This is a genomic window from Roseibium sp. (assembly GCF_051016195.1).
GTDB lineage: Bacteria > Pseudomonadota > Alphaproteobacteria > Rhizobiales > Stappiaceae > Roseibium.
The window spans coordinates 3,201,610-3,225,089 of record NZ_CP134616.1; the positions used below are offsets into that span (position 1 = coordinate 3,201,610).

19 protein-coding genes are annotated in these 23,480 nt (G+C 60.4%); 11 read left to right on the forward strand and 8 right to left on the reverse strand.

Annotation, left to right across the window (positions count from 1 at the left end; genetic code table 11):
* Positions 1-42 precede the first annotated feature (42 nt).
* Positions 43-2,223: a flagellar biosynthesis protein FlhA gene (gene flhA / locus RDA78_RS14570; RefSeq protein WP_434056017.1), complete on the forward strand. Its 2,181-nt coding sequence runs from the start codon at positions 43-45 to the stop codon at positions 2,221-2,223.
* 9 nt (positions 2,224-2,232) lie between these two features.
* On the opposite strand, the gene RDA78_RS14575 is transcribed toward flhA, so the two are convergent.
* Positions 2,233-2,508 (reverse strand): flagellar biosynthesis protein, encoded by a 276-nt coding sequence (locus RDA78_RS14575; protein ID WP_434056018.1) that lies wholly within the window; start codon positions 2,506-2,508, stop codon positions 2,233-2,235.
* Positions 2,509-2,660: 152 nt separating this feature from the next.
* Here RDA78_RS14575 and RDA78_RS14580 point away from each other — a divergent pair, with 152 nt between their 5' ends.
* Complete coding sequence (locus RDA78_RS14580; protein ID WP_434056019.1) at positions 2,661-3,275, forward strand: GNAT family N-acetyltransferase; 615 nt, start codon at positions 2,661-2,663, stop codon at positions 3,273-3,275.
* Positions 3,276-3,924: 649 nt separating this feature from the next.
* On the opposite strand, the gene mtnA is transcribed toward RDA78_RS14580, so the two are convergent.
* The gene (gene mtnA, locus RDA78_RS14585; protein ID WP_434056020.1) at positions 3,925-5,031 is read right to left on the reverse strand and encodes an S-methyl-5-thioribose-1-phosphate isomerase; all 1,107 of its coding nucleotides are present in this window, start codon (positions 5,029-5,031) and stop codon (positions 3,925-3,927) included.
* A 241-nt stretch (positions 5,032-5,272) separates the two neighbouring features.
* Here mtnA and RDA78_RS14590 point away from each other — a divergent pair, with 241 nt between their 5' ends.
* Positions 5,273-5,854 carry a hypothetical protein gene (locus tag RDA78_RS14590; RefSeq protein ID WP_306141457.1) on the forward strand — a complete coding sequence of 194 codons (582 nt, stop codon included), beginning with the start codon at positions 5,273-5,275 and terminating at the stop codon, positions 5,852-5,854.
* 273 nt (positions 5,855-6,127) lie between these two features.
* On the opposite strand, the gene RDA78_RS14595 is transcribed toward RDA78_RS14590, so the two are convergent.
* Positions 6,128-7,075, reverse strand: coding sequence for a metallophosphoesterase family protein (locus RDA78_RS14595; RefSeq protein WP_434056021.1), 948 nt, complete (start codon positions 7,073-7,075; stop codon positions 6,128-6,130).
* A gap of 520 nt (positions 7,076-7,595) precedes the next feature.
* On the opposite strand from RDA78_RS14595, the gene RDA78_RS14600 reads away from it, so the two are divergent.
* Complete coding sequence (locus tag RDA78_RS14600; RefSeq protein ID WP_434056022.1) at positions 7,596-8,096, forward strand: NUDIX domain-containing protein; 501 nt, start codon at positions 7,596-7,598, stop codon at positions 8,094-8,096.
* A gap of 24 nt (positions 8,097-8,120) precedes the next feature.
* Here the strand turns inward: RDA78_RS14600 and RDA78_RS14605 are convergent, their stop codons facing one another.
* Positions 8,121-9,095 (reverse strand): glutathione S-transferase family protein, encoded by a 975-nt coding sequence (locus tag RDA78_RS14605; RefSeq protein ID WP_434056023.1) that lies wholly within the window; start codon positions 9,093-9,095, stop codon positions 8,121-8,123.
* Between the two features lie 370 nt (positions 9,096-9,465).
* Between RDA78_RS14605 and RDA78_RS14610 the strand changes: the two genes are divergently transcribed.
* The 3 genes from RDA78_RS14610 to RDA78_RS14620 all read left to right on the forward strand — a co-directional run bounded on the left by RDA78_RS14610 (position 9,466) and on the right by RDA78_RS14620 (position 13,338).
* A complete protein-coding gene (locus tag RDA78_RS14610) occupies positions 9,466-9,966 on the forward strand; it encodes a GNAT family N-acetyltransferase (RefSeq protein WP_434056024.1) in 501 nt (166 codons plus the stop codon).
* Positions 9,967-10,209: 243 nt separating this feature from the next.
* A complete protein-coding gene (locus RDA78_RS14615) occupies positions 10,210-12,612 on the forward strand; it encodes a putative bifunctional diguanylate cyclase/phosphodiesterase (RefSeq protein WP_434056025.1) in 2,403 nt (800 codons plus the stop codon).
* A 204-nt stretch (positions 12,613-12,816) separates the two neighbouring features.
* Complete coding sequence (locus RDA78_RS14620) at positions 12,817-13,338, forward strand: hypothetical protein (RefSeq protein ID WP_434056026.1); 522 nt, start codon at positions 12,817-12,819, stop codon at positions 13,336-13,338.
* Positions 13,339-13,506: 168 nt separating this feature from the next.
* On the opposite strand, the gene RDA78_RS14625 is transcribed toward RDA78_RS14620, so the two are convergent.
* The 4 genes from RDA78_RS14625 to RDA78_RS14640 are packed head-to-tail and all read right to left on the reverse strand — an operon-like array spanning position 13,507 to position 20,389.
* A complete protein-coding gene (locus RDA78_RS14625) occupies positions 13,507-15,582 on the reverse strand; it encodes a hypothetical protein (RefSeq protein WP_434056027.1) in 2,076 nt (691 codons plus the stop codon).
* A gap of 8 nt (positions 15,583-15,590) precedes the next feature.
* Complete coding sequence (locus RDA78_RS14630) at positions 15,591-18,410, reverse strand: DUF4159 domain-containing protein (protein WP_434056028.1); 2,820 nt, start codon at positions 18,408-18,410, stop codon at positions 15,591-15,593.
* Between the two features lie 4 nt (positions 18,411-18,414).
* Positions 18,415-19,338 carry a DUF58 domain-containing protein gene (locus tag RDA78_RS14635; RefSeq protein ID WP_434056029.1) on the reverse strand — a complete coding sequence of 308 codons (924 nt, stop codon included), beginning with the start codon at positions 19,336-19,338 and terminating at the stop codon, positions 18,415-18,417.
* Positions 19,339-19,369: 31 nt separating this feature from the next.
* Complete coding sequence (locus tag RDA78_RS14640) at positions 19,370-20,389, reverse strand: AAA family ATPase (protein WP_434056030.1); 1,020 nt, start codon at positions 20,387-20,389, stop codon at positions 19,370-19,372.
* A gap of 273 nt (positions 20,390-20,662) precedes the next feature.
* Between RDA78_RS14640 and RDA78_RS14645 the strand changes: the two genes are divergently transcribed.
* The 4 genes from RDA78_RS14645 to RDA78_RS14660 all read left to right on the forward strand — a co-directional run bounded on the left by RDA78_RS14645 (position 20,663) and on the right by RDA78_RS14660 (position 23,476).
* Entirely contained in the window at positions 20,663-21,262 is a 600-nt protein-coding gene (locus RDA78_RS14645; protein WP_434056031.1) for a DUF1285 domain-containing protein, read from the forward strand.
* Positions 21,263-21,331: 69 nt separating this feature from the next.
* Positions 21,332-21,967: a CoA pyrophosphatase gene (locus RDA78_RS14650; protein ID WP_434056032.1), complete on the forward strand. Its 636-nt coding sequence runs from the start codon at positions 21,332-21,334 to the stop codon at positions 21,965-21,967.
* A complete protein-coding gene (locus RDA78_RS14655) occupies positions 21,967-22,227 on the forward strand; it encodes a DUF6111 family protein (protein WP_434056033.1) in 261 nt (86 codons plus the stop codon). Before RDA78_RS14650 ends, RDA78_RS14655 begins: the two co-directional genes overlap by 1 nt.
* A 4-nt stretch (positions 22,228-22,231) precedes the next feature.
* A complete protein-coding gene (locus RDA78_RS14660) occupies positions 22,232-23,476 on the forward strand; it encodes a CCA tRNA nucleotidyltransferase (protein ID WP_434056034.1) in 1,245 nt (414 codons plus the stop codon).
* The last annotated feature ends 4 nt before the right edge of the window (positions 23,477-23,480 follow it).

Consider the following 23,480-nt stretch of genomic DNA (forward strand, 5'->3'; position numbering starts at 1 on the left):
GTTGTTTTCTAGTCGATCGCCTGTCAGGAACCGGAAACAAGAATGTCGGATACGGCAGCAGGCGGACAGAGCGGGGCACCTGAACCCGCACCCGAACAACCGGCGGCGGCACCAAAGCAACCGGGTGGTGGCGTATCGGGTCTGCCGGGCGTTCAGGAAGTGATCGATACGCTGCGCAAGGGCGATGTCGGCCTTGCGACCGGCATCCTGGTCATCCTGACCCTGCTCATCCTGCCGATGCCACCGATGATGCTCGACACGTTTCTTGCCGTGTCGATCATCTTTTCCGTCATGATCCTGATGACGGGGCTGTTCATCCAGAAGCCGCTCGAATTTTCGTCCTTCCCGACGGTGCTCCTGATCGCGACCATGCTCCGCCTGGGTCTGAACATCGCCTCGACCCGGCTTATCCTGTCGAACGGTCACGAAGGTACCGCGGCGGCCGGTAACGTCATCCAGTCCTTCGGCAACCTGGTGATGGGCGGCAATTTCGTCATCGGGATCATCGTTTTCGCTATTCTGGTGATCGTCAACTTCGTCGTCATCACCAAAGGTTCGGGCCGCATCGCGGAGGTTGCCGCGCGCTTCACCCTGGATGCCATGCCCGGCAAGCAGATGGCCATCGATGCCGACCTTTCGGCAGGGCTGATCGATGAGGGCGAGGCGAAGGCGCGCCGGAAAGCGCTGGAGGACGAAAGCTCCTTCTTCGGTGCCATGGACGGTGCCTCGAAATTCGTTCGCGGCGATGCCATCGCCGGTCTTCTGATAACGTTCATCAACATTCTCGGCGGGATCTTCATCGGTGTCGCCCAGATGGGGCTCACCTTTTCCGAAGCCGCCAACAACTATACGCTTCTGACCATCGGTGACGGTCTGGTGTCGCAGATCCCTGCACTGATCGTGTCGACCGCCGCGGGTCTTCTTGTCTCCAAGGCCGGCGTACATGGTGCGGCCGACAAGGCGCTGTCCAGCCAGTTCACCGGCTATCCGAAAGCCCTCGGCATGTCGGCGGCCGTCATGGTCATCCTGGCGCTTCTGCCGGGCATGCCGATGGTGCCGTTTCTGGGGCTTGCCGGGATTGCCGGCTACCTCGCCTATCGGGTCGGTGCGAACAAGAAGAAGGAGGAGGTCAAGGTTGCCCAGGAGAAGGCGATCGAGGCCGCGCCGAAGCCGCCCCCCGAACCGCCGATCACCGACGCTCTCAAGATGGACGAACTCAGGATCGAACTCGGCTATGCACTGCTGCCGCTGATCAACGGCAAGGCCCAGGGCGACGGAGACATATTGACCGAGCAGATCAAGGCGCTGCGCCGCCAGGTTGCCGGCGACATGGGCGTCATCATGCCGCCCGTTCGTATCCTCGACAATATCCAGCTCGGCGCCAACGACTACGTTATCAAGGTTAAGGAAGTCGAGGCGGGCCGGGGTATCCTCTACCCGAACCACTACATGGTCATGGACCCGGCGGGCGGTCAGGTAAAACTGCCCGGCACGCACACGACGGAACCGACCTTCGGCCTTCCGGCAACCTGGGTGGAAGCGCAATACCGCGAGGATGCGTCCTTGCGCGGTTACACGGTCGTCGACCCGGCAACCGTGCTTTCGACCCATCTGACCGAGACGATCAAGACCAATGTCAGCGAACTCCTGACCTACGGCGATGTCCAGAAGCTGCTCAAGGAACTGAAAGGCGAGCAAGCCAAGCTGGTGGAGGACCTGGTTCCCTCCCAGATCACCGTTTCCGGTCTCCAGCGTGTCCTGCAGGCGCTTCTGGACGAGCGGATCTCCATTCGCGATCTCGGCACCATTCTGGAGGGTGTTTCCGAGGCGACGGGGATGACGCGGAACACCGACACGATCGCGGAACATGTGCGCTCCAGGCTCGGCCGGCAGATCTGCGCCTCCAACCTGTCTCCGGGCGGCTATCTGCCGCTGATCGCGCTGTCGCCTCAGTGGGAGCAGGCGTTCCTGGAATCGATTGTCGGCGAAGGCGACGACCGCCAGCTGGCCATGCAGCCGAGCAAGCTGCAGGACTTCGTCGGCAAGGTCCGCGATGCATTCGAGGAAGCCGCCCAGCAGGGCGAAGTTCCCGTGCTCCTGACGTCGCCCCAAACCCGGCCGTTCGTTCGCTCCATCGTTGAGCGCTTCCGCGCGCACACGACAATCATGAGCCAGGCCGAGGTTCATCCACGCATCAAGCTGAAGACGGTCGGGTCGATCTGACTGAAGTAGTTAAACCAGTACGTTCACACGCGCGGCGACCGCTGTCGCGTTGGCGTATGGGCCGGCCTGATTCCGGTTCTGGAATACGAAGGCGGTGTTGGCCTGGGAGGCCTGGGTGCCGATGACATTGAAGTTGCTGGCGAGGGCGCGCAGTTCCTGCATCTTCTGCGCGGATGCCTGGCGTCGCTTGGACCATGCCTGGTTGTAGTCGGACCAGGTTGACTTTCCCTGCGACCGGAATTTGCTGTGATAGTCTCTCTGGACGTAATTTCCGACCTTGGGCATCAGCGCATCTTTCCTGGATACGGTTTCAATCTCTCAGGACGTGGTTAATGAAGCGTTAAAGGCGTGCAAACCGCAACTGGCGCACTTGGTCAAAACCGGACCAGCTGATAAGCCGATCGGGCGCTTTTTCTTTTCTGATCCAGGATCGTCTCATGCCTGACCAAACGCTCAACCTGACCGGATACACGGACGTGCCTGACGGCAAGATCGCCTTTGTCGTCACCTTTCTGGAAATGCTGCAAGCGCCGGCGAAACCGCTTGCGACGGCGCGTGATGATCTCGAACTGGTCAGGTGGCACGAGCCGGATCTTGAGGCCTATCGGCGCCTGTTCCGGCAGGTGGGCGAGGACTGGATCTGGTTCGGCAGGTTGACCCATACGGACGAAGAACTTCGTCAAATGCTGGCCGACCCGGTGCGCGAAAACTACCTGCCCATGCAAGGCGATACGCCAATCGGAACGCTGGAACTGGAGTTTGGCAACCCTGAAGAACCCGAGCTTTCCTATTTCGGTCTTGTTCCGGACGCGATCGGCGGCGGTCTCGGGCGCTGGCTGATGGCGCAGGCTGTCGACATCGCCTGGTCGCGGCCGGAAACCAAGCGCCTTTGGCTGCATACCTGCACTGGTGACAGCCCGCAGGCGATGAGGTTCTATACGTCCTGCGGCTTCAAGCCCTACAAGCGGTCCATCGAGATCGACGACGACCCGAGACTTCTCGGGCTCTACCCGCACGAGACGGCTCCGCATGTACCTGTGATCAAGGGGTAGGCGGTACGCGGCAATGGCGCAAAGTGCCCAGCCTTCGAGACCGGCCTGTCGGCCCTCCTCGGGATGAAGCGGGATAAGTTCGCATCGTCCATTTCAGAGCAATTTCCGCGGTCATCCCCGACTTGATCGGGGATCCACTCGTATCCAGAGCCGAAGATGCGCGCCAGCAAGGCTCTGCAATCGATTCACCAATCTATCAAGCCGGTCGCTATCGAGATCTGGATTGGATCCCCGATCAAGTCGGGGATGACCTTGGTGTGAGAAATTGTGCCGATGGCGCGGTTTGAACCATTCCAGCTACGACCTGGGTTCGCTGCGCTCACGCTGATCTCTGGTTTCCGGATCGGCGTTCGGCAGTGCCTCACTTGTCCGGAATGACCGACGGAGAGCGGCGGTGCCGGAGGGTGAGGGCTTGACCAATGTTTGACGGCGCTGTCAGAGCGCTTTCTTTTGAAACAATTCACGCAAGCTTTGTGCAGAAAGACCAAAACAAAGGAAACACCGTCCTTCCAGACAAGCGCAGCTACGACATGGGTTCGCGGCGCTCACGTTGACCACTTTTTTCCGGATCAGCATTCGGCGGTGCCTCACTCGTCCTGACTGACTGGCGAGGATGACGTTGAGGCAAAAGATTAAGCGGATTTCGGCCTCAGGCGCTCATCTTGACCCGTTCAGGGAAGGCTTCGGCGATCGCCTGGCGGTTGGGTTTCAGAACGCCACGCTCAGTGATCAGGCCCGTCACGAGCCGGGCCGGGGTGACATCGAACGCCGGGTTGCCGACATCGGAACCCTCGGCGACGATGTTGATCGTCTGGATATCGCCGCGATCTGTCCGTCCCGTCATCTTGCTGACTTCGCTTCCCGCCCTTTCCTCGATCGGAATTTCGCGGACACCGTCGGACAGGGCAAAGTCGATTGTCGGCGAGGGCAGGGCGACATAGAAGGGGACGCCATTGTCCTTGGCGGCGAGTGCCTTCAGGTAGGTCCCGATCTTGTTGCAGACATCGCCGGTCGCCGTCGTCCGGTCGGTTCCGGTGATCACCATGTCGACCTGGCCATGCTGCATCAGGTGCCCGCCGGCGTTGTCGACGATAACCGTATGCGGCACACCGTGATGGCCGAGTTCCCATGCTGTCAGGAATGCGCCCTGGTTCCTGGGGCGGGTTTCATCCACCCAGACGTGAACCGGGATGCCGCCGTCGTGGGACATGTAGACCGGAGCAGTCGCCGTTCCCCAGTCGACCGTGGCGAGCCAGCCGGCGTTGCAATGAGTGAGGATGTTGACCGGCTCACCCTTGCGCTTGGTTTCGGAAATGGCGGCGATCAGTTCCATGCCATGCATGCCGATGGCCATGTTGATGCCGATGTCCTCGTCGCAGATTTCGTTGGCAAGCGTGAAGGCGGCCGCGGCGCGCAGGGCGGGAGCCACCTGGATGAGGCTCTTGCGGGCGCGATCCAGTGCCCAGTGAAGGTTCACGGCCGTCGGACGCGTTTGCAATAGAGCGGAGCAGGCGTCGTGCAGAGCTTCATCGGAGGAGTCTGCCCGCATCGCCAGGGCCACGCCGTAGGCGGCTGTCGCTCCGATCAGCGGTGCCCCGCGAACCTGCATCACCCGGATGGCATGGGCTGCGTCTTCCATCGTGTGCAGCTTGATGATTTCAAAAGCGTAGGGAAACTTGCTCTGGTCGATGATCTCGACGCTGCCTCCGTCCTGAGCGAGCCAGATCGTGCGGTATTTCTTGCCATCAACATTCATGACGCAGTCTCCCCGTGGCTGGTGGACGACAAACATTCTAACTTTGCATAACCCATGATTTGGAGTGAAGCCAGCGCCGCCTTGCTGGCGTTACAGTTAATTTTCCCCTAAGCTTTGTTAACCATTTTGAGATCATTGCCGGTGGATAGGCGGCAGGTGACGGCGGAGCGCCGTTCTGCCCCTGCGCGAGTCGGTTAAGACTCGGTGTCAGAGACGGCAGAAGAACGGAGCCAGGCGCCTTATGTCTGAAATGCAGGATAACGTTGTCCCACACACGCGTATTCGCTCCTTGCGCGATGCCATCCGCAAGGTGCAGCTGGGCGAAGTCGAAAGATCGGACGTGGTTGTCGAATTGCAGGACACGGAACGGGCGCGGCTCGACATGCTGGCCGACGAACTGAAGGACGTCTTCAAGGAGATACCGGAGGATGACGACCAGTTTTCCCTGCAGATCATTTCCGGGTCCACGCCGCGTCTGTGGATCGATGCGACCAGCCACGTCGCCGTAGGAGGGGATCGCAAGACCTATCGATTCCTCAAGGACACGCGCCTCGGCCGGGTCGTCATCCTGGAGACGGCGAATATCGACGACATGGCCGACTGTTTGACCGAATACATCGCGGAACGCGTGATCGAACGCGAAAAAGCGCTTGAAGGCGACTGGCTGAACAACCGTCTGAAAGAGGTTGCGCAGGATTCCAAGGTTGTCAGAGTGAGGGAGAGCAGAACCTCCTGGCTGGCGGTTGCCGGCGCGTTCGGCATCGGCATCGCTGCGGGCGTTGTCGGCCTCATCGCCTTTGCCTGGTTTGCCAACCCGATTTGACGCTCTGATGTCGTTCAGGTGTGACGTGCAAGCCGCAAGATCGGGCGCCAGTATTCTTTGTTCGCTGAGTTGAAAATAACCGGAAGGCTTTCGCCTGGGGTCGAGCGGACCATCTGGTCGCGCGGCACCGGTCACCTCTCCCAGCGGGAGAGGGAAAACTCGCTTCGGATTGTGCGCATCAGCTCTCCGCGTTCGCACGGGAGGTGGTCTTTGCCTTTCACTCTTTTCCGTCAAGCCTCGCAATGACCCCTGCGCAACATGCGCGGTCTGACACTATGAAGCCTCGATGCTTAGACCAGTTTGTGGAATGTCGACGTCTCTCTGCGCAAGCAGCTTAACCGGTGTATCCGGGGCGTCGAAGCCGCGTTCTTCCATGCGGCAGGTCCAGCCGTCATTGGTGTTTTCGATCCTGAACAGGTTGTAGCGCGCAGCCGGGTGCCGCCCGCCCGGTGCGCTGGTTGCCGACGGCACGCCGACAACGGGAACGGGGCCAAAGGGGCCTTCGATATCCTCGAAACTGTCGATATGCGTGTGTCCGTGGAGGATGAGTTCCGCACCCGCCTGTTTGATGGCAGCGCGCACGCGCGAAGCATCCGACAGCCGCTTGTGCCATTTCGTGGCGTGTCTGAAAGGCGGGTGATGCAGCATCACGACGCGGAAGTAGCCTTCCTTTCCGAGTTCTTCCAATACGTCCCGCAAACGTCGCGCCTGTTCGGCTCCGACCCTGCCGGTTGCGAACCAGGGGGCGGTGGCACGCCCGGTTGTCACACCCACCAGGGCGATGCCGTTGCGTATTCGGACGTAGGGAAAGGTCGCCTCCACGCGCGTGCCTTCGGGCGGTTTGGCAGCCGCGTCGTCAGGACACATGTAGGGCCACCACGCAGCCCGTGCCTTGTAGACGGCACCGGGAACATACGCGTCGTGATTGCCCGGGACGACGGACACGTTGCCGGGTTCTCCGATCTCTCCGAGCCAATCTCGGGCACCGGTGATTTCAAGCGGAAGGGCGATGTTCACAAGATCTCCCGTGACGGCGATGTGGTCGGGAGACTTTGCCTTCATGTCCTCGACGAGCTGGTCGAGATAGCTCGTACCCATGATCTTGGAGCGGTTTCGCTGCCAGTTGAGGTATCCCAGAATACGTTTTGAAACCAGCTGGATAAGCTTGGGATCGGGCAGGGGACCAAGATGAGGATCGGAGATATGCGCAAGCGTGAACATGGGGGCGCATCTTCAAAGCAAAAAGCGCCGCGTCAAGAAAATAACGCGGCGCTCCGGTTGCTGAGCATCAGTTTTTTAAAAAAGGGCATTCCACCCCGAGGCTGCTGCCTACTTGGCCGCAGCGGGCCTCGCAGTCTTGCCGGTGGACGTGTTTGCGGTGCGCGTCGTCTCGCGCAGCGTCGCGTTCACGACATTTACAAAACCGAGCATTTTTGCTGCCTCCGCAGGCTCGTCCGAAGCTTAGTTGCTCGGGAACGTGGTCAGGGCAGCAACAACACGCGGGTTGCTGAGGTCGAGAGCCGGTTTCCACTGGTAGTGGTTCTGGCGTGCGCGGCGTTTGCCGAAGATTGCGTTCAACATTGTCTGTTCCTTCGTAAGGTCACGGCAGTCTCACCTGCCTTCGAATTCATCACTGTGCACGGTATATAGGCATTCCGCTCACCCGGGAGGAGAGCTATTCCCGCGTACCAGCCCTGCAGCGGTTGCATGGGTCAATTGTGTTTACCTTTGGAGGACGGGGGTGCAAGCTGCCGGAATGTTGAAGCTGTTGTCCTTCCTGCCGAGCGGTGTGACCAAGCGCATCGTCCAGAGTGCTGTCCTTATCAGAAACCCCTACATTCTCGGCGTAAGGGTGATCGTCGAAGACGCAAGCAGACAGGTGCTGCTGGTGCGGCACACATATCTCGAAGGATGGTATCTGCCCGGTGGCGCCGTCGATCGCGGCGAAACGCTGGAACAGGCGGCAAGCCGGGAAGTGCTGGAGGAGGCCGGCATTGAGGCGGAAGGCGCTCCACGCCTTCTCGGCATGTATCTCAACCGCGAGGCAACCGGCCGGGATCATGTCGGACTGTTTCACCTGAGCGCGTGGAAAGAGGCCCCGGCCTACCTTGCGCCGAATTCGGAGATCGCGGAAGCGCGCTTCTTTCCGATCGACATGTTGCCGGACAATCTGAGCCCGGCAACGGCGCGGCGTCTCTCCGAATTCAGGGACAGGGCCTTTCCGTCAGGCGCCTACTGGTGAGCCGTCTTTCTGTTCGCGACCCGTTCAAGCTGCTGCCGGAAGCCGGTCCCTGTCGTGCGGCTTCAGGAAGTCGAGTGCCGGTCCGACCGGCACGATCCTGGTCGGATTGACGCTTTCGTGCGAGCCGTAATAGTGCTCCTTGATCGTAGTCATGTCGACGGTCCCGGCCACTCCGGGTACCTGGTAGAGTTCCAGAAGGTAGTTGGACAGGTTCGGATAATCGATGATCCGCCTGATGTTGCACTTGAAATGACCGACATAGACCGCGTCGAAGCGCACGAGCGTGGTGAACAGGCGCCAGTCGGCCTCCGTCAGCCGGTCTCCCGTCAGATAGCGGTTTTCACCGAGCACGCCTTCCAGGAAATCCAGCGTTTCAAACAGCGCCGCGACGGCTTCTTCATAGGCTTCCTGGCTGGTCGCGAAGCCGGACTTGTAAACGCCGTTGTTGAGTGTGTGGTAGATGCGCTCGTTGATGGCATCGATCTTTCCGCGCAGGTCCTGCGGGTAGAAATCGAGGTTGGAGCCGGTCAATCCGTCAAACTCGGAATTGAACATCCGGATGATTTCAGACGACTCGTTGCTGACAATGGTTTGCTGCTTCTTGTCCCACAGGATCGGCACCGTCGCCCGCCCGGTATACTCCGGATCGGCTTTGGCATAGATGTTCCAGGCGTATTTGGCACCGGTAAGCGGTTCCGTTTCGGCAAATTCCCAGCCGTTTTCCAGCATAAGCGGCTGGACGGCAGACAGCGTAATCGCGTCTTCGAGACCCTTCAGCTTGCGGAAGATCATCGTGCGGTGCGCCCAGGGGCAGGCATAGGAAACAAACAGGTGATAGCGCCCAGCTTCCGCCTTGAAACCACCCTGGCCGCTTGCTCCGGGCGATCCGTCAGCCGTAATCCAGTTGTGGAACGCCGCGTCCTTGCGGACGAAACGGCCGCCGCTCGACTTCGTGTCGTACCATTGATCCGTCCAGACCCCGTTCACCAGCAAACCCATTGCGCGCTCCTTCGTTTTCCTCGTGAAATAGGTTGTGCGCCTTTGCCGGAAATCAATCAACTGAATGCTGTGTTCGAGATCCATGAACAATCGCACACGGAACGATTTCCAAAAAACGCTGGACCGGGAGGATGTTGCGTGATAACCGCTTTCCCTCACGAAAAAACCGCCGGTGCACATTTTCACTGACGGGGTCTATCAAGAGACTGGGATCCATGACCGCAGGTCTGACACTCCGACGACGAACCGACCGACGAGACATGTCTCGTCCGTTCCGTCGCGGCTGACCTCATCCCGGACCACCAATCTTTTCATTTCGGGTTCATGGCAGGCGCGCTTGCTTTAAGATCGCTTGTTCAGGACCTCTCTCATGAAACAGACCACCTGGGTTATCCGGCCGGAAGACTCCGCCGACACCACAGCAATCGAAGACCTTCAGGCAAACGCGTTCGGACCGGGCCGGTTCGCGCGGACCGCGTTCCGTATCCGGGAAAATGTGGGCCCTCGGGCAGATCTTTCCTTTGTCGGTCTCGTGGGATCGCAGATCGCCGGGTCGATCCGGCTGTCGCCGATCCTTATCGGTGACACCGAGGCCTTGCTGCTCGGGCCGCTGACCGTGTCGCCGGACTTCAAGAACAGGGGCCTTGGCAAGGCGCTGATGCGGACCGCCATGAATGCGGCCGCGCAGGCCGGTGACAAGGTCGTTCTCCTCGTCGGCGACGCACCCTATTACAGTCCCTTCGGTTTTCAGCAAGTGCCGCTCGGGCGGATCACCCTGCCGGGCCCGGTCGATCCGGCAAGGCTTCTTGTTGCGCTGTTGAATGAGGCAGACATGCCTGAAGGGGCCGTTCAGGGCGGACACCAGGCGTGAGCGAGCCAATGCGATGCTTCTGCGCCCGGGTTTCAAGCAGTCCGTCTCCGTGACTGGCTGCCTGTCCGTGCTGCTCGAATTTGTGGCCGGTGTCCATTGATCCGATCGCACTCATGCGAACGCAGCGGAAAGTCCTCCTTATCGCGCCATTGATTATATTTCCTATTGTTGTTTTTGTTTCGGGTTAAGAGTTTCGACATATAAACTGCCTTGCGACAGCACCTGGCCAAGGCATTCCGGAACATGAAACTCAGATATTTTCTGCTGACGCTGTTTCTTTTCCTGTCGATGACACCGCTGTTGCTTTTTCAGGCGTGGCCGCATTCGGACGTATTGGAAGGTGAACTGGACGAAGTGCATGAGCGACACTTGCTGCTCGCTCGGAACCTCGCAGCGGCCCTGGAACGGTACTACCGCGACCTCGTGACAACGTTCGACCTCCTGCTTGACACGCCCGAGGTCTGGACCGAGACGAAGTCAATGGTCCGTGTGCTCGACAATCTGAGCTTTCGTCACGTCTGTATAGCCGACTGGGACACCGGAAAGGTGACATTGACGCTTGCATCGGCCTCAGCACCCTGTCCCGACGTGATCCCCGAAACTGAACTTGAACGGCTCAAGGCGCTCGCGATCCCGGGTGAAGTTACCTTCGGTCCTGTCGTGCAAACAGCAGACGGGGAAAACGTGCTTCACATGGTCCGCCCGCTGGAGGACGGGATTGCCGTCGGCGCCGTGCGGACGACCTATTTCCGCGAACTCGGCGAAGCGATTTCCTTCGGCGTTCGCGGCCACGCGGCGATTGTCGATCACACGGGCCGGGCCTTGTCGCATCCGCTTCCCGATTGGGTTGCCGCGCGCAAGGACATGTCGAAGATCTCGGCGGTGCAGCGCATGCTGGCCCGGCAGACAGGCGTCGAAAAGTTCTACTCCCCGGCGCTCAAGGGCGACATGATTGCCGGGTTCACCTTCGTTCATCCTGTCGGGTGGGGCGTGATGATCCCGCAGCCGATCGCAGAATTGCAGCAGAAGGCCGACATCGCGCGGCGATCCGGGGTCATAGTGCTTGCAATCGGGGTCGTCTCCGCCCTGGCACTCGCGCTTGTCGTGTCTCTGCGGGTGGTTCGTCCGATCGAGCAGATCTCGCGGGCGTCCTCCAAGATCGCGGGAGGGGAATTCGGCCTGCCGGACCTTCAGGCCTCCAGCCGTCTTTTGCCGGTCGAGTTCAATGAACTGAGCCGGCGGTTCCGGGACATGGTGCTGCGCCTGCGCGAAAACCTGTCGACCATCAATGCGCTTGCCTACCAGGATCTTGTCACTGGCCTGGGCAACAGGACCTACCTTCATCAGCAGTTGGACAATGCCATCGCGGACGAGCACGCCGGGGCGCTCATGCTGATTGATCTCGACGGGTTCAAGGCCGTGAACGACGTGCATGGACACGACGTGGGCGACAAGGTCCTTGAAGTCGTCGGATCGCGTTTGTGCAGGGTACTGGGTGTCATGAGGTTGCGTGACCTGGAGCCGGAGGAGACACGCCAGATCTCACCGGAGGCATACCGCGGCCCGCTGGTGACGCGGCTGGGCGGTGATGAATTTGCGATCTGGATCCCGTCCGAACACGCCAATCGTATCGAGGAATACGCCGGTGAGATCGTTGAGTGCATCAAGGAACCAATCGTGCTGGACGACGCGCAAATACGCATCGGTGTGAGCGTCGGTTTTGCCTGCTATCCCGAGCACGCCGGGAACCGCTCTGATCTGATGAAGGCTGCAGACCTTGCGATGTATGATGCCAAGAAAGCGGGCAAGGACCGGTTCGTTCTGTATTCGCCGGCGCTCAGGACGGCGATTCAGAATGAGCGCAAACTGACGGCCGAAATTCTCAGCGGGCTGGAGAATGGCGAGTTGCTGCCGTTTTTCCAGCCCCAGTTCCGGTTACCGGAGCGGACCGTCGCCGGCGTCGAAGCGCTTGTCAGATGGGAGCATCCTGAGCGCGGGCTCCTGTCACCGCATGATTTTCTGGGTGCTGCAAAGGACCTCAACCTTCTCGGCGATATCGATGCGTTGATGCTGGAACAGTCCGTGGGTCTTTTGAAAGAACTCAACACTCAAGGCATCAATGTTCCCGCGCTCGCCGTCAACCTTTCCGAAGAAAGGCTGATGTCACCAGATTTCCCGGACGCGCTTCGGCTTGTGCGTGACCTGCCGTTTGAACTGAGGTTCGAACTTGTGGAGACCATGGCGCTCGACAATCTCGATGCGTATACAGCCGGTGTTCTTGACCAGATCCGGGCGGCCGGGTGCCGGCTGGACCTCGATGATTTCGGTATTGCCAATGCATCCGTTCTGGGTCTGATGAATATCGAACCGTCCCATATCAAGATCGATCGCAACCTGGTTTCCGGCATCGAACCGGACAACGCATTCGAGCGGTTGGTGCGGTCGATTGTCGAGATGGGCCATTCATTGAATATTCCGGTTATTGCGGAAGGGGCCGACACACTGGACCTTGTCGAACGCCTGGCCAAATTGAATTGCGATTTCGCCCAGGGATTTGCGCTTGCCGAACCAATGAACGTGGAAGATCTGTCCGCATTCCTCAAAATGGAAACCTTGTCGACCCCGGTGCTTGAATCCGGATCATAGCTGCGGACTGCTTCGCTCAAAAACGGACGGATTTGAACCGGGATCGATTTTGCCCGGCAGCAACATGACAAGGGCAACGCTTCCGACGCGTTAAAGGTTTGTTTTCCAGATTCAAAGACATCCGGCGTGCGTTCTATCTGAAATCGTATAGCCTTGGGTGCAGTGCGGGCACTGGTGTGTTCTGCGCGGGCTTGGAGGCAAAGAATGCGACTTAGCTTACCGACTTTCCTGACATATTCCGACGTGATCGGGGTGACGAAAGGCCGTCCACGCTGGACAGTCTATTTTGCCAATGGAGCGCGCTTCACGCAGATTTATTCGAATCCGAACAACCTCGGATACCATTCTCCCCGACCACATTATTTCTTCGCCAATGTCGATGAAGACACGATCCTCGCAATCCAGGACAGAATTGGCGAAGAATACGGTTACGATGAGGTTGGTGCACAAAAATATGCCGAGGCGCTTTGCGAGACCTTCGGGGCCGAAAACAGCGCGCGAAGGAGAACCGTCAAACGTCGAGCGCCGAGGCCGGGGGAAAGCACCGAAGACAAGAGACTGGTAGAAGTCATGCAGGGATCCGGAACCCTGGTCGGTCACAGTTCCAGCAGCGCTTTGGAGCCGGTGACAATCGCAGAGGCGAAGGATGTGGTCGCAGAGATTCGCGGGCGTTCGCAGACCATCATTCAATATCCGGAGAACACCCGGTACTTCTGTTTTGAATAGTGCCGCGTTGATCCTGCCGGAACCTGTGCGCGCACAACGTCATCGCCCTTTGGCAGGGCAATGACCTTTCAGTTTTGAAGTTGTGCCCAATCATACCGGATCGCTGCTAAGTGGAACTGCGATCCGGGCGAGAACCTTGCAATTCGTCTGGTGCGGGCAGCCGGTCGGCTACCGCCCTTCGCGGTACCACGTCAGCGACAGCATGCCGAGCAGCAATGCAAGGCCAAGAAGCCCGATCATCAACGGATACCGGTCGACGCCGTTCAGGACACTGGCTTCCGTTGCTTTCAGGCCGATCCAGCCATTGCCGGCATAGCTTGCAGAGGGCTGCATGGAAACCACGCGCGGGATGTCGATATCGCCGCCAATGTCTCTCAGCCTCTGCGTGCTGCCGCCCGTCGCCTCGCTGATCGCAGACAACACTTCGGTCGTCGACAGAACGTCCGTGTATTCCTTCGGATTTTGCGGGCCGACATGGATGAGCGCGCTCAATGTGCCGTCCGTCACGGAGAACAGTCCGGTCTGGTCGGCCGCCATGTCGCCGCGCCAGAGGCCGGGTTCGCGCTCACTCATTTCAACCAGAGTCGTGTCGCCCGCAGGTGCGGTAACGGTCACTTCGCCAACGCTGTCTCCCAGGGTCTGGCGCTCCACGACAAGGTCGGATCCCCTGATTGATACGTTGAGCGCTTCTTCTTCAAGATCAGGTTCCTGCATCAGCCAGTGTGCCAGCCGCCGAAGCAGGGGGACATGGGGTCCACCGCCTTCAAAACCGCGTGCCCAAAGCCACACGTGATCGGACAGGAGCATCGCGACCCGGCCTTCGCCTTCGCGATTGAGCACCAGGAGCGGTGTGTCGCTCGGGCCGGACATCAGCTGCTGTCCCGCGTCAAGCTGGGTATCGACCGCACGGAACCAGCGGCTCCAGGCCGGGGGATCCTGTTCAGAACCAGGCAGGCCCCTGGTGACCGGATGCCGTTCTCCGAGGCTCGCAAGCGTTGCGTGAAACGGTTCTTCCAGAATGCCGCCGGTGGGGCTTGCCGGAAGGATCGGCGCGAGCGGGGTCCGGTAAAGGCTTCCCGCCTCGGCGTAGTCCGGACCGCCTGCAAGCAGAACCGCGCCGCCATCCTGAACGTAGCGGGCGATATTGTCGAAATAGAGCATCGGCAAGACGCCGCGGCGCACGTAGCGGTCGAAGATGATCAGGTCGAATTCATCGATCTTTACGGAGAAGAGTTCCCGCGTCGGGAAGGCGATCAGCGAAAGCTGGTTGATCGGTGTGCCGTCCTGCTTTTCCGGCGGGCGCAGGATGGTGAAGTGGACAAGGTCGACGGAGGCGTCGGACTTGAGCAGATTGCGCCAGGTGCGTTCGCCCGAGTGCGGCGAACCGGAGACAAGGAGAACCCGAAGGTTCTCGCGGATGCCGTCGATCGTGACGACGGCGCGGTTGTTCAAAGTCGTCAGTTCATCTTCAAGCGGCGCGGCCTCGAACTCGAAGATATTGTCGCCTCCGTGTGCGATTTCGACCGGAATGTCGACCTTCTCGCCGGTGCGCGCCGTGCGCTCGCTGACGACGCTCCCATCGCGTTTCACAGTTAGCTGAACCAGATCTCCCGGCCCGGTGCCCTGACCCTGGTCAACCACCGTCAGGCTGACGGTCTGTTCGGAGCCGACAAGACCGAATCTCGGGGCCTTGTCGAGAACGATGCGTCGGTCACGCTCCTCCGGAGCGCCCGTGATCACGCCATGGACGGGCGCATCAAAACCAAGAGCGCCGGCGTTTTCAGGGACATCATGAATCTGTCCATCGGATATGATGATGGCACCGCCCACGCGTTCCGGCGGTACGTCCGCCAAACCGTTGGAGAGTGTCTGGAAAAGTTCGGTGCCGTTGCCTGTTCCGGCATTGCGCGATTCCAGAACACGAAGATCGAAACCCTTGAGCGCGGCCACGCGTCGCTGGATTTCCGTGGCCGTTTCGTCGGTGGTCGTCTCGCGGTCGGCAAGCCGCTGGCTCTGGCTCTTGTCGACGACAAGTGCCACCACGCTGGAAAGCGGTTCCCGGTCCTCGCGCTCGACCGCCGGGTTGGCGAGTGCAAACAGCAAAAGGGCCATCGTGAGGGAGCGCAAAACCCAGCCGCGCAAACTCAGGTAACCGGACACGGCCGCAAGAAACAGGGCGATCACGCCCCCGGCGGTGAGGGCCCAGAGGGGTAGCAGCGGGTCGAAGGAAAGTGACCAGACCATCAGCGCTCCTATTGTCCAAGCCGCTCAAGCAGGGCGGGTATGTGAACCTGATCGGCCTTGTAGTTGCCCGTCAGGCTGTACATGACGATGTTGACGCCTGATCTGAAGGCGTAGTCGCGTTGCACGGGGCTGTTTGGCACCGTCGGATACATGAACTCACCTTCTTCCGTAATCGCCCAGGCCGACGCGAAATCGTTGCCTGTGATCATGATCGGCGAGACGCCGTCGCCTGCCCGCACCGGGCGGTCGCCGCGCGCGGCGATTTCCTCAAGACTTTCCACCCAGAGCGGGCTTCCGGCATACCGTCCCGGGAACGCGTCGAGCAGATAGAACGCCTTGGTCAGGACATGGTCGGGCGGGACCGGCTGCAAGGGGGGCACGTCCAGATCCTCAAGGATTTCCCGGAGCTTCAGGGTTGCCGGTGTCGACGAAAAGCCTGTCGCGGACGCATTGATATGATCGCGCGTGTCGAAAAGGATGGTGCCCCCGTTCCGCATGAAGGTGTCGATCCGGGCGATCGTCTGGTCATTCGGCTTGTCTGCGACCGGGTCGATCGGCCAGTACAGCAAGGAATAAAAGGCGAGTTCGTCACTTGCTATGTCGATCGCAACAGGTGCGCCCGGCTCCAACGCGGTTCTTTCGGCAAGAAAACGGGTCAGGCCTGCGAGCCCGGCGGCACTTGCGTCGTCAATCTCCGGGTTGCCCGTGATGACATAGGCAAGGCGGGTGTCCAGTGTTGACTCGAGTGCCTGCAATTCGTCGGACGTTGATTGCGCAAGGGCAGGCGACGGGGCGTGGTAGGCTGCGCTTGCGAGAGACACGGCCAGCAGGCCTGCGAGCCCGGCAGTACGGCTGCGCAGACCGATACGGCTGAGACCGCCGGCCAGCAGAAACACGGCGATTGCGTCGGCCATGAGCAACAGAAAGGCCAGCGTGAAGAAAAGGGCCCTGAGATCGATCGGATCCGAAGCCGGGTAAGCGGTTCTTGTCGCTCGGTCCCCCAGAAGGGTCAGGTCGAGCGTCGACAATGTGTCATCCGCACCCATGAGGTTCAGCGCACGGAAACCGTCTTCGGTTCCGTAAAGGCCCGGCGGCGTGCGGCGGCTGGCAGTCGCCTCCCTGAAGTCCGCCGCGCTGACGGGCGTCACCTCGACCGGGGGCGCGCCGAAGCGCCCATAACCGTCCAGCAGACGCAGGGGAGGAAGGACGCTGGACGCGGATGTGCTGTCATCCGTCGTCTCCGAAGCGGCGGCAACATTTGAAACAGCCAGGATCCTGCGCAGCATGTTCAGGAAGACACCGGAAAGCGGCAGGTTGGACCAGGCCGAATCCGCCGTCACGTGAAAGAGCACCACGCTGCCTGCGCCAATCGGCGCTGCGGTGACGAGGGGAGTGCCATCCTCGAGCATCGCCCAGGTCCTGTCCGGCAGGTCCGAGGTCGGCTCCGCCAGCACTTGCCGGTTGACCGTCACTTCTTCGGGCACTTTCAGGCCGAAAAAGGGAGAATCGTCGGGAAAGTCGGCAAGGTGTTGCGGCTGCTTCCAGGAAAGAGACCCGCCGAGCGACCGATCTCCGGCGCGCAGGCGCACAGGGATCAGGTCGTCGCTGCCGCCGGCCGTGCGCGGGCCGGCGAAACGTACGAGGGTGCCGCCATTCTCGATCCATTCTCTCAACTCGGCAGCCGTGGTGTCCGGCAGACGTCCGACATCGGCAAGAACGAGAACCGAGATCCCCTGGTCGATCAACTCGGGAACCGCCGAGGCGATGTCGCTGTCCTTCGAACGGCGGATGTCCGAAAATGGCAACAACGCGCGCTCAAGGTAGTAGACCGGCGACAACAGGGGCTGATCGAGGTCTCCGGACTGACCGGAAATGAGGCCGATCGTGCGGCGGCGCCAGCTGTCATCGACCAGTTGGACGGCGCCGGCAGCTGCTTCCCCGGAGATTTCAACGCGGGCGATGTCGTTGCGCAATTCGCTTGGCAATTCAAACCGTGCGGTCGTTTCGGTATTTCCGGAGTCAAAACTGGCTTGCACCTCGCCAAGGACCAGTCCCTTCAGATCCAGGGCTCTGACGTTGGCCGTCCCAAGGGTCTGTTCGTCGTGGCGGACCACGGTCACGGACAGCGCATCGGTATCATTTTGCAGGTCTTTCAGGCCCATTGGCGTGTCGAGACCAGTCAAGACCGTCACCGGCACATTCCCGGTCATCGCGGCAAGGTCGGTCATGAACGGGCCTTCCAGTTCCGTGTCGTCGGAAAGCCAGACAATCGCTCCGGGCAGGGCGTCCTGTACAGCCTTGCGCAGGCCAATGTTCAGGTCACTGCGTTGCGGCGGATAGGGGCGCGGCTCCAGTGCGCGCAGCTTTTCCAAGGCGGCGCTCGCAGCTTCCGGGGTGAAACTCTGGTTCGGGCCTTCTGCAGTCGCGACGAAGACAACCGGCTGTCCTGACTGTTCGGCTGTCGTGAGGATCTGTTCGGCAGCGCTCAACTGTGCGTCCCAACTCTTTGCGGAGGTCCAGCCATTGTCGACCAGCAACCAGAGAACACCGTCTCCCGTCGCAACAGGTTCGGACGTGCGCCAGACCGGTCCGGCAAGGGCAATGATCAGGATCGCGGCCAGCAGCAGGCGCAGCAGCGTAAGCCACCAAGGGCTGCGCTGAGGCGTTTCCTCGTGCTGGTCGATATCGAGGAGCAGGCGCGTGGGCGGAAACGCGATTTCCCGCGGACGCGGCGGTGTCAGGCGCAGCAGCCACCAGATGACCGGCAGGAGCGCGAGCGCGGCGAGGATCCAGGGCGCAGTGAAGGTAAGGGGAAGACCGGCAAACATCGGCTCAGATACCTCCCCTGTTCATCACATCAAGCGCACCGGAAAGCGCGCTGTGAAGGACCAGAAGCGGTTCTGCTGCCGGCCGGTCGGTATGGTGGAGCACATATGTCCAGCCGGCGCGGCGGGCCATGTCGCGGACTTCGGCCCGGTGCGCCTCCAGCTTGTTGTGGTAGTCTTCACGCCAGTTTTCCGCGCGGCCGGCCGTAAGCCGGGTCCCCCGCTCCGGATCGGTGAATTCGATCCGGCCATCAAAGGGAAACGTTTCCTCGATCGGATCGAGAACCTGCACCAGATGGCCCTTTGCGCCTGTGCTGGCAACCCGCGCCACCCACTCGGCAATGTCGTCCAGCGGGTCGAGAAAGTCGGAGACCAGAACAACGTCGGCAAAGCGTTTTACCGAGGTGGTATCGGGAAAGGCGACAGGCTTTGAAAGGTGAGCGAGGGCATCGGCGAGCCGCTCTGCCGCGCGTCGGTCGGAGAAGGGCCGGGTCAGGCCCGGAAGTCCGATCCGTTCACCGGTTTCGGCAAGCATATCGGCAAGTGCCAGCATCAGGACGATGGCCCGATCCCTTTTGCTGACCTCCGACAGGCGTGACTGGAACACCATCGAAGACGACAGGTCGGACCACAGCCAGACCGTATGGGCAGCTTCCCACTCCCGCTCGCGCACGTAGAGATGATCGTCACGCGCGGAGCGGCGCCAGTCTATGCGCTTGGCCGGTTCACCCATGTTGAACGGCCTGAACTGCCAGAAGCTTTCACCCGGTCCCGCTCTGCGCCGGCCGTGCCAGCCGGCGATGATCGAGCTGGCGACATGGCTCGCCTCGACCAGAAGATCCGGCAGCGCATCGGCGACGGATCTTGCCTCGCCAATAACGCTGGGCCATTTGTCCTGATCAATGCCTGCCTTGTTTGTCCGGGGGTCCATATGGTCTCGGGCTCCTGCGAAAGACGGGGTCTCAGGCGATTGTCTCTTTGACGCGCTGTATGACGTCTCTCACAGTATGACCATCGGCTCTGGCTGCAAAGGTCAGCGCCATCCGGTGTTGAAGAACGGGCTCTGCCAGAGCGAGCACATCGTCCACGGAAGGGGCCAGACGTCCATCGACCAGGGCTCTTGCACGCACGGTCAGCATCAGCGCCTGGCTTGCCCGCGGACCGGGTCCCCACGCAATCAGCTTGGTCACGTCGCTTTCGGCCGAACTCTCGTCCGGTCGCGCCGAGCGAACCAGCTTCAGTATGGCTTCGACAACCGATTCCCCGACCGGCATCCGGCGCACGAGTTGCTGATAGTCCATCAGTTCTTCAGCGTTCATGGCAACCTGGGCTTCCGCCTGGTCCGCGCCAGTTGTCTCCAGCAGGATCCGGCGCTCTGCATCGAGGTCGGGATAATGAACGTCAATCTGCATAAGGAACCGGTCGAGCTGTGCCTCAGGCAGCGGATAGGTGCCTTCCTGCTCAAGCGGGTTCTGCGTCGCCAGAACGTGGAAAGGTCTTGGCACATCATGCGGATGCCCGGCAACCGTCACATGATACTCCTGCATAGCCTGCAGCAGCGCAGACTGCGTGCGCGGGCTGGCCCGGTTGATTTCGTCGGCCATCAGCAGCTGCGAAAAAACGGGTCCCGGGATGAAGCGGAAGGAACGGCCGCCGTCGGCCGATTGCTCCATGACCTCGGCCCCGAGAATGTCGGAGGGCATCAGGTCCGGTGTGAACTGGATCCTGCGCGCGTCCAGGCCAAGAACGGTTCCGAGAGTTTCAACCAGCTTCGTTTTCGCAAGCCCGGGAACGCCCACGAGCAGACCGTGTCCTCCCGCCAGAATGGTCACGAGCGATTGCTCGACGACGGTTTCCTGACCGAAGATGATCCGGGCGATGTCAGTTTTCGCATCCGTGATGCGCGAAACGGCCCGCTCCGCGTTTTCCGCTACGGCGGCGAGATCTTCATCGCTGGGGTTCGAGGGGGAAACAACGCTCATGAATCACCTTTCCCGTCTTGTCTTTTCCCGGACCATGGCACGGCGCGGGGCATTGTCTTCGGTTGCTGCGACTCATGCAGTCTGACACCATATAAATGCGTAGATAAGGCGCAATTGTGCGCCATACAGTGGAAAGGACCAAGAATCTTTACAGGTGTTGGGGAAAAGGCTGTGCCTAACGGGGGCAATCATGGGCCTGCAATCGATAGGTAAGTTACTGTCTCGGCAATTTTCCGTAGGGACCGGAATTTCACTTTTAGGGCTGAAAAACACATGCGAGAAAATGACAATCTAGCCGCAGCAGGCATGCCGGAGGGGTTGAAAGCCCTGATGAGCAGAGCGGATGGAAAAGACAAGTCGCTTCCTCCTGTCGAGAACTGGAATCCTCCGTTTTGCGGGGATCTCGACATCAGAATTGCCCGGGACGGGACATGGTTTTACCTGGGGTCGCCCATCGGACGCCAGCCACTGGTGAAGTTGTTCGCATCGGTCCTGAGACGTGACGAAGACGGCAGGCATTACCTCGTCACTCCTGTTGAGAAAATTGGTATCACGGTCGATGACGCCCCGTTTCTGGCTGTCGAAATGGCCACAACGGGAGCCGGTGTGGAACAGCAGCTGACGCTCAGGACAAATCTCGGTGAACTGGTAAAAGTGGATGCCGAACACCCGCTGCGATTTGAAAAAGAAACGGACAGCGGCGGTCTGAAACCCTATGTTCTCGTACGTGGGCGCCTCGAAGCCCTCTTTACGCGTGCGCTCATGTATCAGTTGGCCGATCTGATCGAGGAACAGCCGGAAGACGGGATCAAGCACACAGGGATATGGAGCGGCGGACGTTTTTTTGCCATCGGTGAACACTTGTTGAAATGAACGGAACAACCATTTGAGTGTGCGGACAACAGCCAAATCAGAGCCCCTTGCCGGATGAGCGCTCCAGTCGTGGAAACCAGACTAGAATTGAACCGGTGGTCGCAGGACCTGCGGGACCGCCTGGATGTTGCCGCCCGACGGGGCGCGCAGCTGGAAACGGGCGATCATGTTCTCAATCCAGATCTTCCGCCTTATGCGCGGTGGCAGGGCCCGCCAAGAGATGCTGCGGTGCTAATCGGCATTCTGGAGCGCGACAGCGGGCTGAGCGTGGTCCTGACCCAACGCACGGGACATCTGAATTCACATGCGGGTCAGGTCGCGTTTCCCGGGGGCAAGATCGACCCTACCGATGCCGGGCCGGTCGATGCAGCGCTGCGCGAAGCAGACGAGGAAATCGGGCTTGTGCCGGACAAGGTCGAACCTCTCGGCACACTTGCTCCCTATCTTACCGGTTCGGGTTACAAGATCATTCCGGTTGTCGGCAGACTGCAGACCGTTGGGCCGTTTCAGCCCAATCCGGATGAAGTCGATGACGTATTCGAAGTTCCGCTCAACTTCCTGATGGATCCGGTGAACCACCAGAAACAAAGCCGGGACTGGCAGGGCAAACGGCGTTACTTCTATGCCATGCCATTCGGCGAACGCTATATCTGGGGCGTGACTGCCGGAATCATAAGATCCTTGTACGAGACGGTTTATCGCTGATGCTGCGTGTTGCACTGACCCACCTGCTCCTCTTCCTGCTGCCTTTCCTCTGCTATGCGATCTGGCTATGGCTCACGAAGAGAAGCAAAGATCCAGACCGCTGGGCGCGGGGACCGCTGGCATGGCTGACCGTATCGGGTCTGGTCCTGGTGATCGTGGGGTTCGTTGTGATGTCCACATTGAACCGCGGGCCAGACGGGACGGACTACCGCCCGACGCAAATGAAAGATGGCGTTTTCGTGCCTGGTGGTTTCGAATAGAGGCATGACCCTCGACGTGGACGAAAAGCTTGCAAAAGCGGACTGGCTTGCTGCGCGCGGCATCCAGGCCGTGTTCTCGGCTGTCGAGCGCGACGGAGACGAGGCACGGGTCGTCGGCGGGGCCGTGCGCAATACCTTGCTCGGTCATCCGGTGCCTGACGTCGATATTGCAACAACCGCAAGCCCGGACGTCGTGATGTCGCGTGCGCAAGACGCCGGCCTGAAAGCAATCGGAACCGGCCTAGAGCATGGGACGGTGACGGTTGTCGCCGATGATTTCCCTTACGAAGTCACAACCCTGAGAGAAGACGTCGAAACATTCGGCCGCCAGGCCCGCGTCGTCTTCGGCCGCGACTGGGAAAAGGACGCGCGGCGCCGGGACTTCACCATGAATGCGCTTTACGTGGATCGGAAAGGGCATCTTCACGATCCTCTTGGCGGCCTTGATGACTGCCTGGCACGCCGGGTGCGTTTCATTGGCGATGCGGATGGCCGCATCAAGGAAGATTATCTGCGCATTCTGAGGTTTTTCCGGATCTACGCGGCCTATGGGCAGGGCGACCTGGATCCTGAGGGCCTCGCGGCGTGCCTTCGGCAAAGAAACGGATTGCGGCAGCTGTCCGCGGAACGTATCGGGCACGAAATGCGCCGGCTGATGCGCGCACCGCGCGCAGCCTATGCACTGCGGATGATGAATGACTGCGGTCTTTGGGAAATCGCGACCGGCGGTCTTGCGCGTGTTGACGATTATGAGGCGCTGCGCTCGCTTGATGAACTCGCCCCGAACACGCGCGACCCGGAACTCGGGCTTGTGGTGCTCGCGGGTTTCGTCCGCGAGGACCTTGCCAGAATCTCCGAAAGGTTCCGGCTTTCGAACAGCGAACGCAAGCGCATGGAAACAGCCTGGGCTGCGAAGAAAATGCTGCTGAACCCGGAAGCACGCCCGAGCGCCGCAGCGATGACTTATGCATTCGGGCGGGAAGGCGCGACCGACGGTTTGCTGGCGGTCCGGTCTGCTCAAATCGCGGGGAAAACGGGCGACGACCAGCGTTTCACGCAGATGCTGGCCGATATCGGATCACAGGTCATTGCCGAGTTCCCGCTCAAGGGAGCCGATCTGATGACCTTAGGTCACAAGGCCGGGCCCGAACTCGGTGCGCTGCTCAAGCGGCTGGAAGTCGAGTGGATTGACAGCGAGTTCACGCTGACAAAAGAACAGCTTCTCAAACGGTGCGGCCCTGCGTCTTAGCGAA

Excerpts from the sequence above, each read along its gene's own strand:
- RDA78_RS14615 (WP_434056025.1), top strand. The coding sequence starts at position 10,210 with ATGAAACTCAGATATTTTCTGCTGACGCTGTTTCTTTTCCTGTCGATG.
- RDA78_RS14635 (WP_434056029.1), bottom strand. The coding sequence starts at position 19,338 with ATGGACCCCCGGACAAACAAGGCAGGCATTGATCAGGACAAATGGCCC.
- flhA (WP_434056017.1), top strand. The coding sequence starts at position 43 with ATGTCGGATACGGCAGCAGGCGGACAGAGCGGGGCACCTGAACCCGCA.
- RDA78_RS14630 (WP_434056028.1), bottom strand. The coding sequence starts at position 18,410 with ATGTTTGCCGGTCTTCCCCTTACCTTCACTGCGCCCTGGATCCTCGCC.
- RDA78_RS14575 (WP_434056018.1), bottom strand. The coding sequence starts at position 2,508 with ATGCCCAAGGTCGGAAATTACGTCCAGAGAGACTATCACAGCAAATTC.
- RDA78_RS14595 (WP_434056021.1), bottom strand. The coding sequence starts at position 7,075 with ATGTTCACGCTTGCGCATATCTCCGATCCTCATCTTGGTCCCCTGCCC.
- RDA78_RS14580 (WP_434056019.1), top strand. The coding sequence starts at position 2,661 with ATGCCTGACCAAACGCTCAACCTGACCGGATACACGGACGTGCCTGAC.
- RDA78_RS14625 (WP_434056027.1), bottom strand. The coding sequence starts at position 15,582 with ATGGTCTGGTCACTTTCCTTCGACCCGCTGCTACCCCTCTGGGCCCTC.
- RDA78_RS14610 (WP_434056024.1), top strand. The coding sequence starts at position 9,466 with ATGAAACAGACCACCTGGGTTATCCGGCCGGAAGACTCCGCCGACACC.
- RDA78_RS14605 (WP_434056023.1), bottom strand. The coding sequence starts at position 9,095 with ATGGGTTTGCTGGTGAACGGGGTCTGGACGGATCAATGGTACGACACG.
- RDA78_RS14645 (WP_434056031.1), top strand. The coding sequence starts at position 20,663 with ATGCGAGAAAATGACAATCTAGCCGCAGCAGGCATGCCGGAGGGGTTG.
- RDA78_RS14655 (WP_434056033.1), top strand. The coding sequence starts at position 21,967 with ATGCTGCGTGTTGCACTGACCCACCTGCTCCTCTTCCTGCTGCCTTTC.
- RDA78_RS14620 (WP_434056026.1), top strand. The coding sequence starts at position 12,817 with ATGCGACTTAGCTTACCGACTTTCCTGACATATTCCGACGTGATCGGG.
- RDA78_RS14660 (WP_434056034.1), top strand. The coding sequence starts at position 22,232 with ATGACCCTCGACGTGGACGAAAAGCTTGCAAAAGCGGACTGGCTTGCT.
- mtnA (WP_434056020.1), bottom strand. The coding sequence starts at position 5,031 with ATGAATGTTGATGGCAAGAAATACCGCACGATCTGGCTCGCTCAGGAC.
- RDA78_RS14590 (WP_306141457.1), top strand. The coding sequence starts at position 5,273 with ATGTCTGAAATGCAGGATAACGTTGTCCCACACACGCGTATTCGCTCC.
- RDA78_RS14640 (WP_434056030.1), bottom strand. The coding sequence starts at position 20,389 with ATGAGCGTTGTTTCCCCCTCGAACCCCAGCGATGAAGATCTCGCCGCC.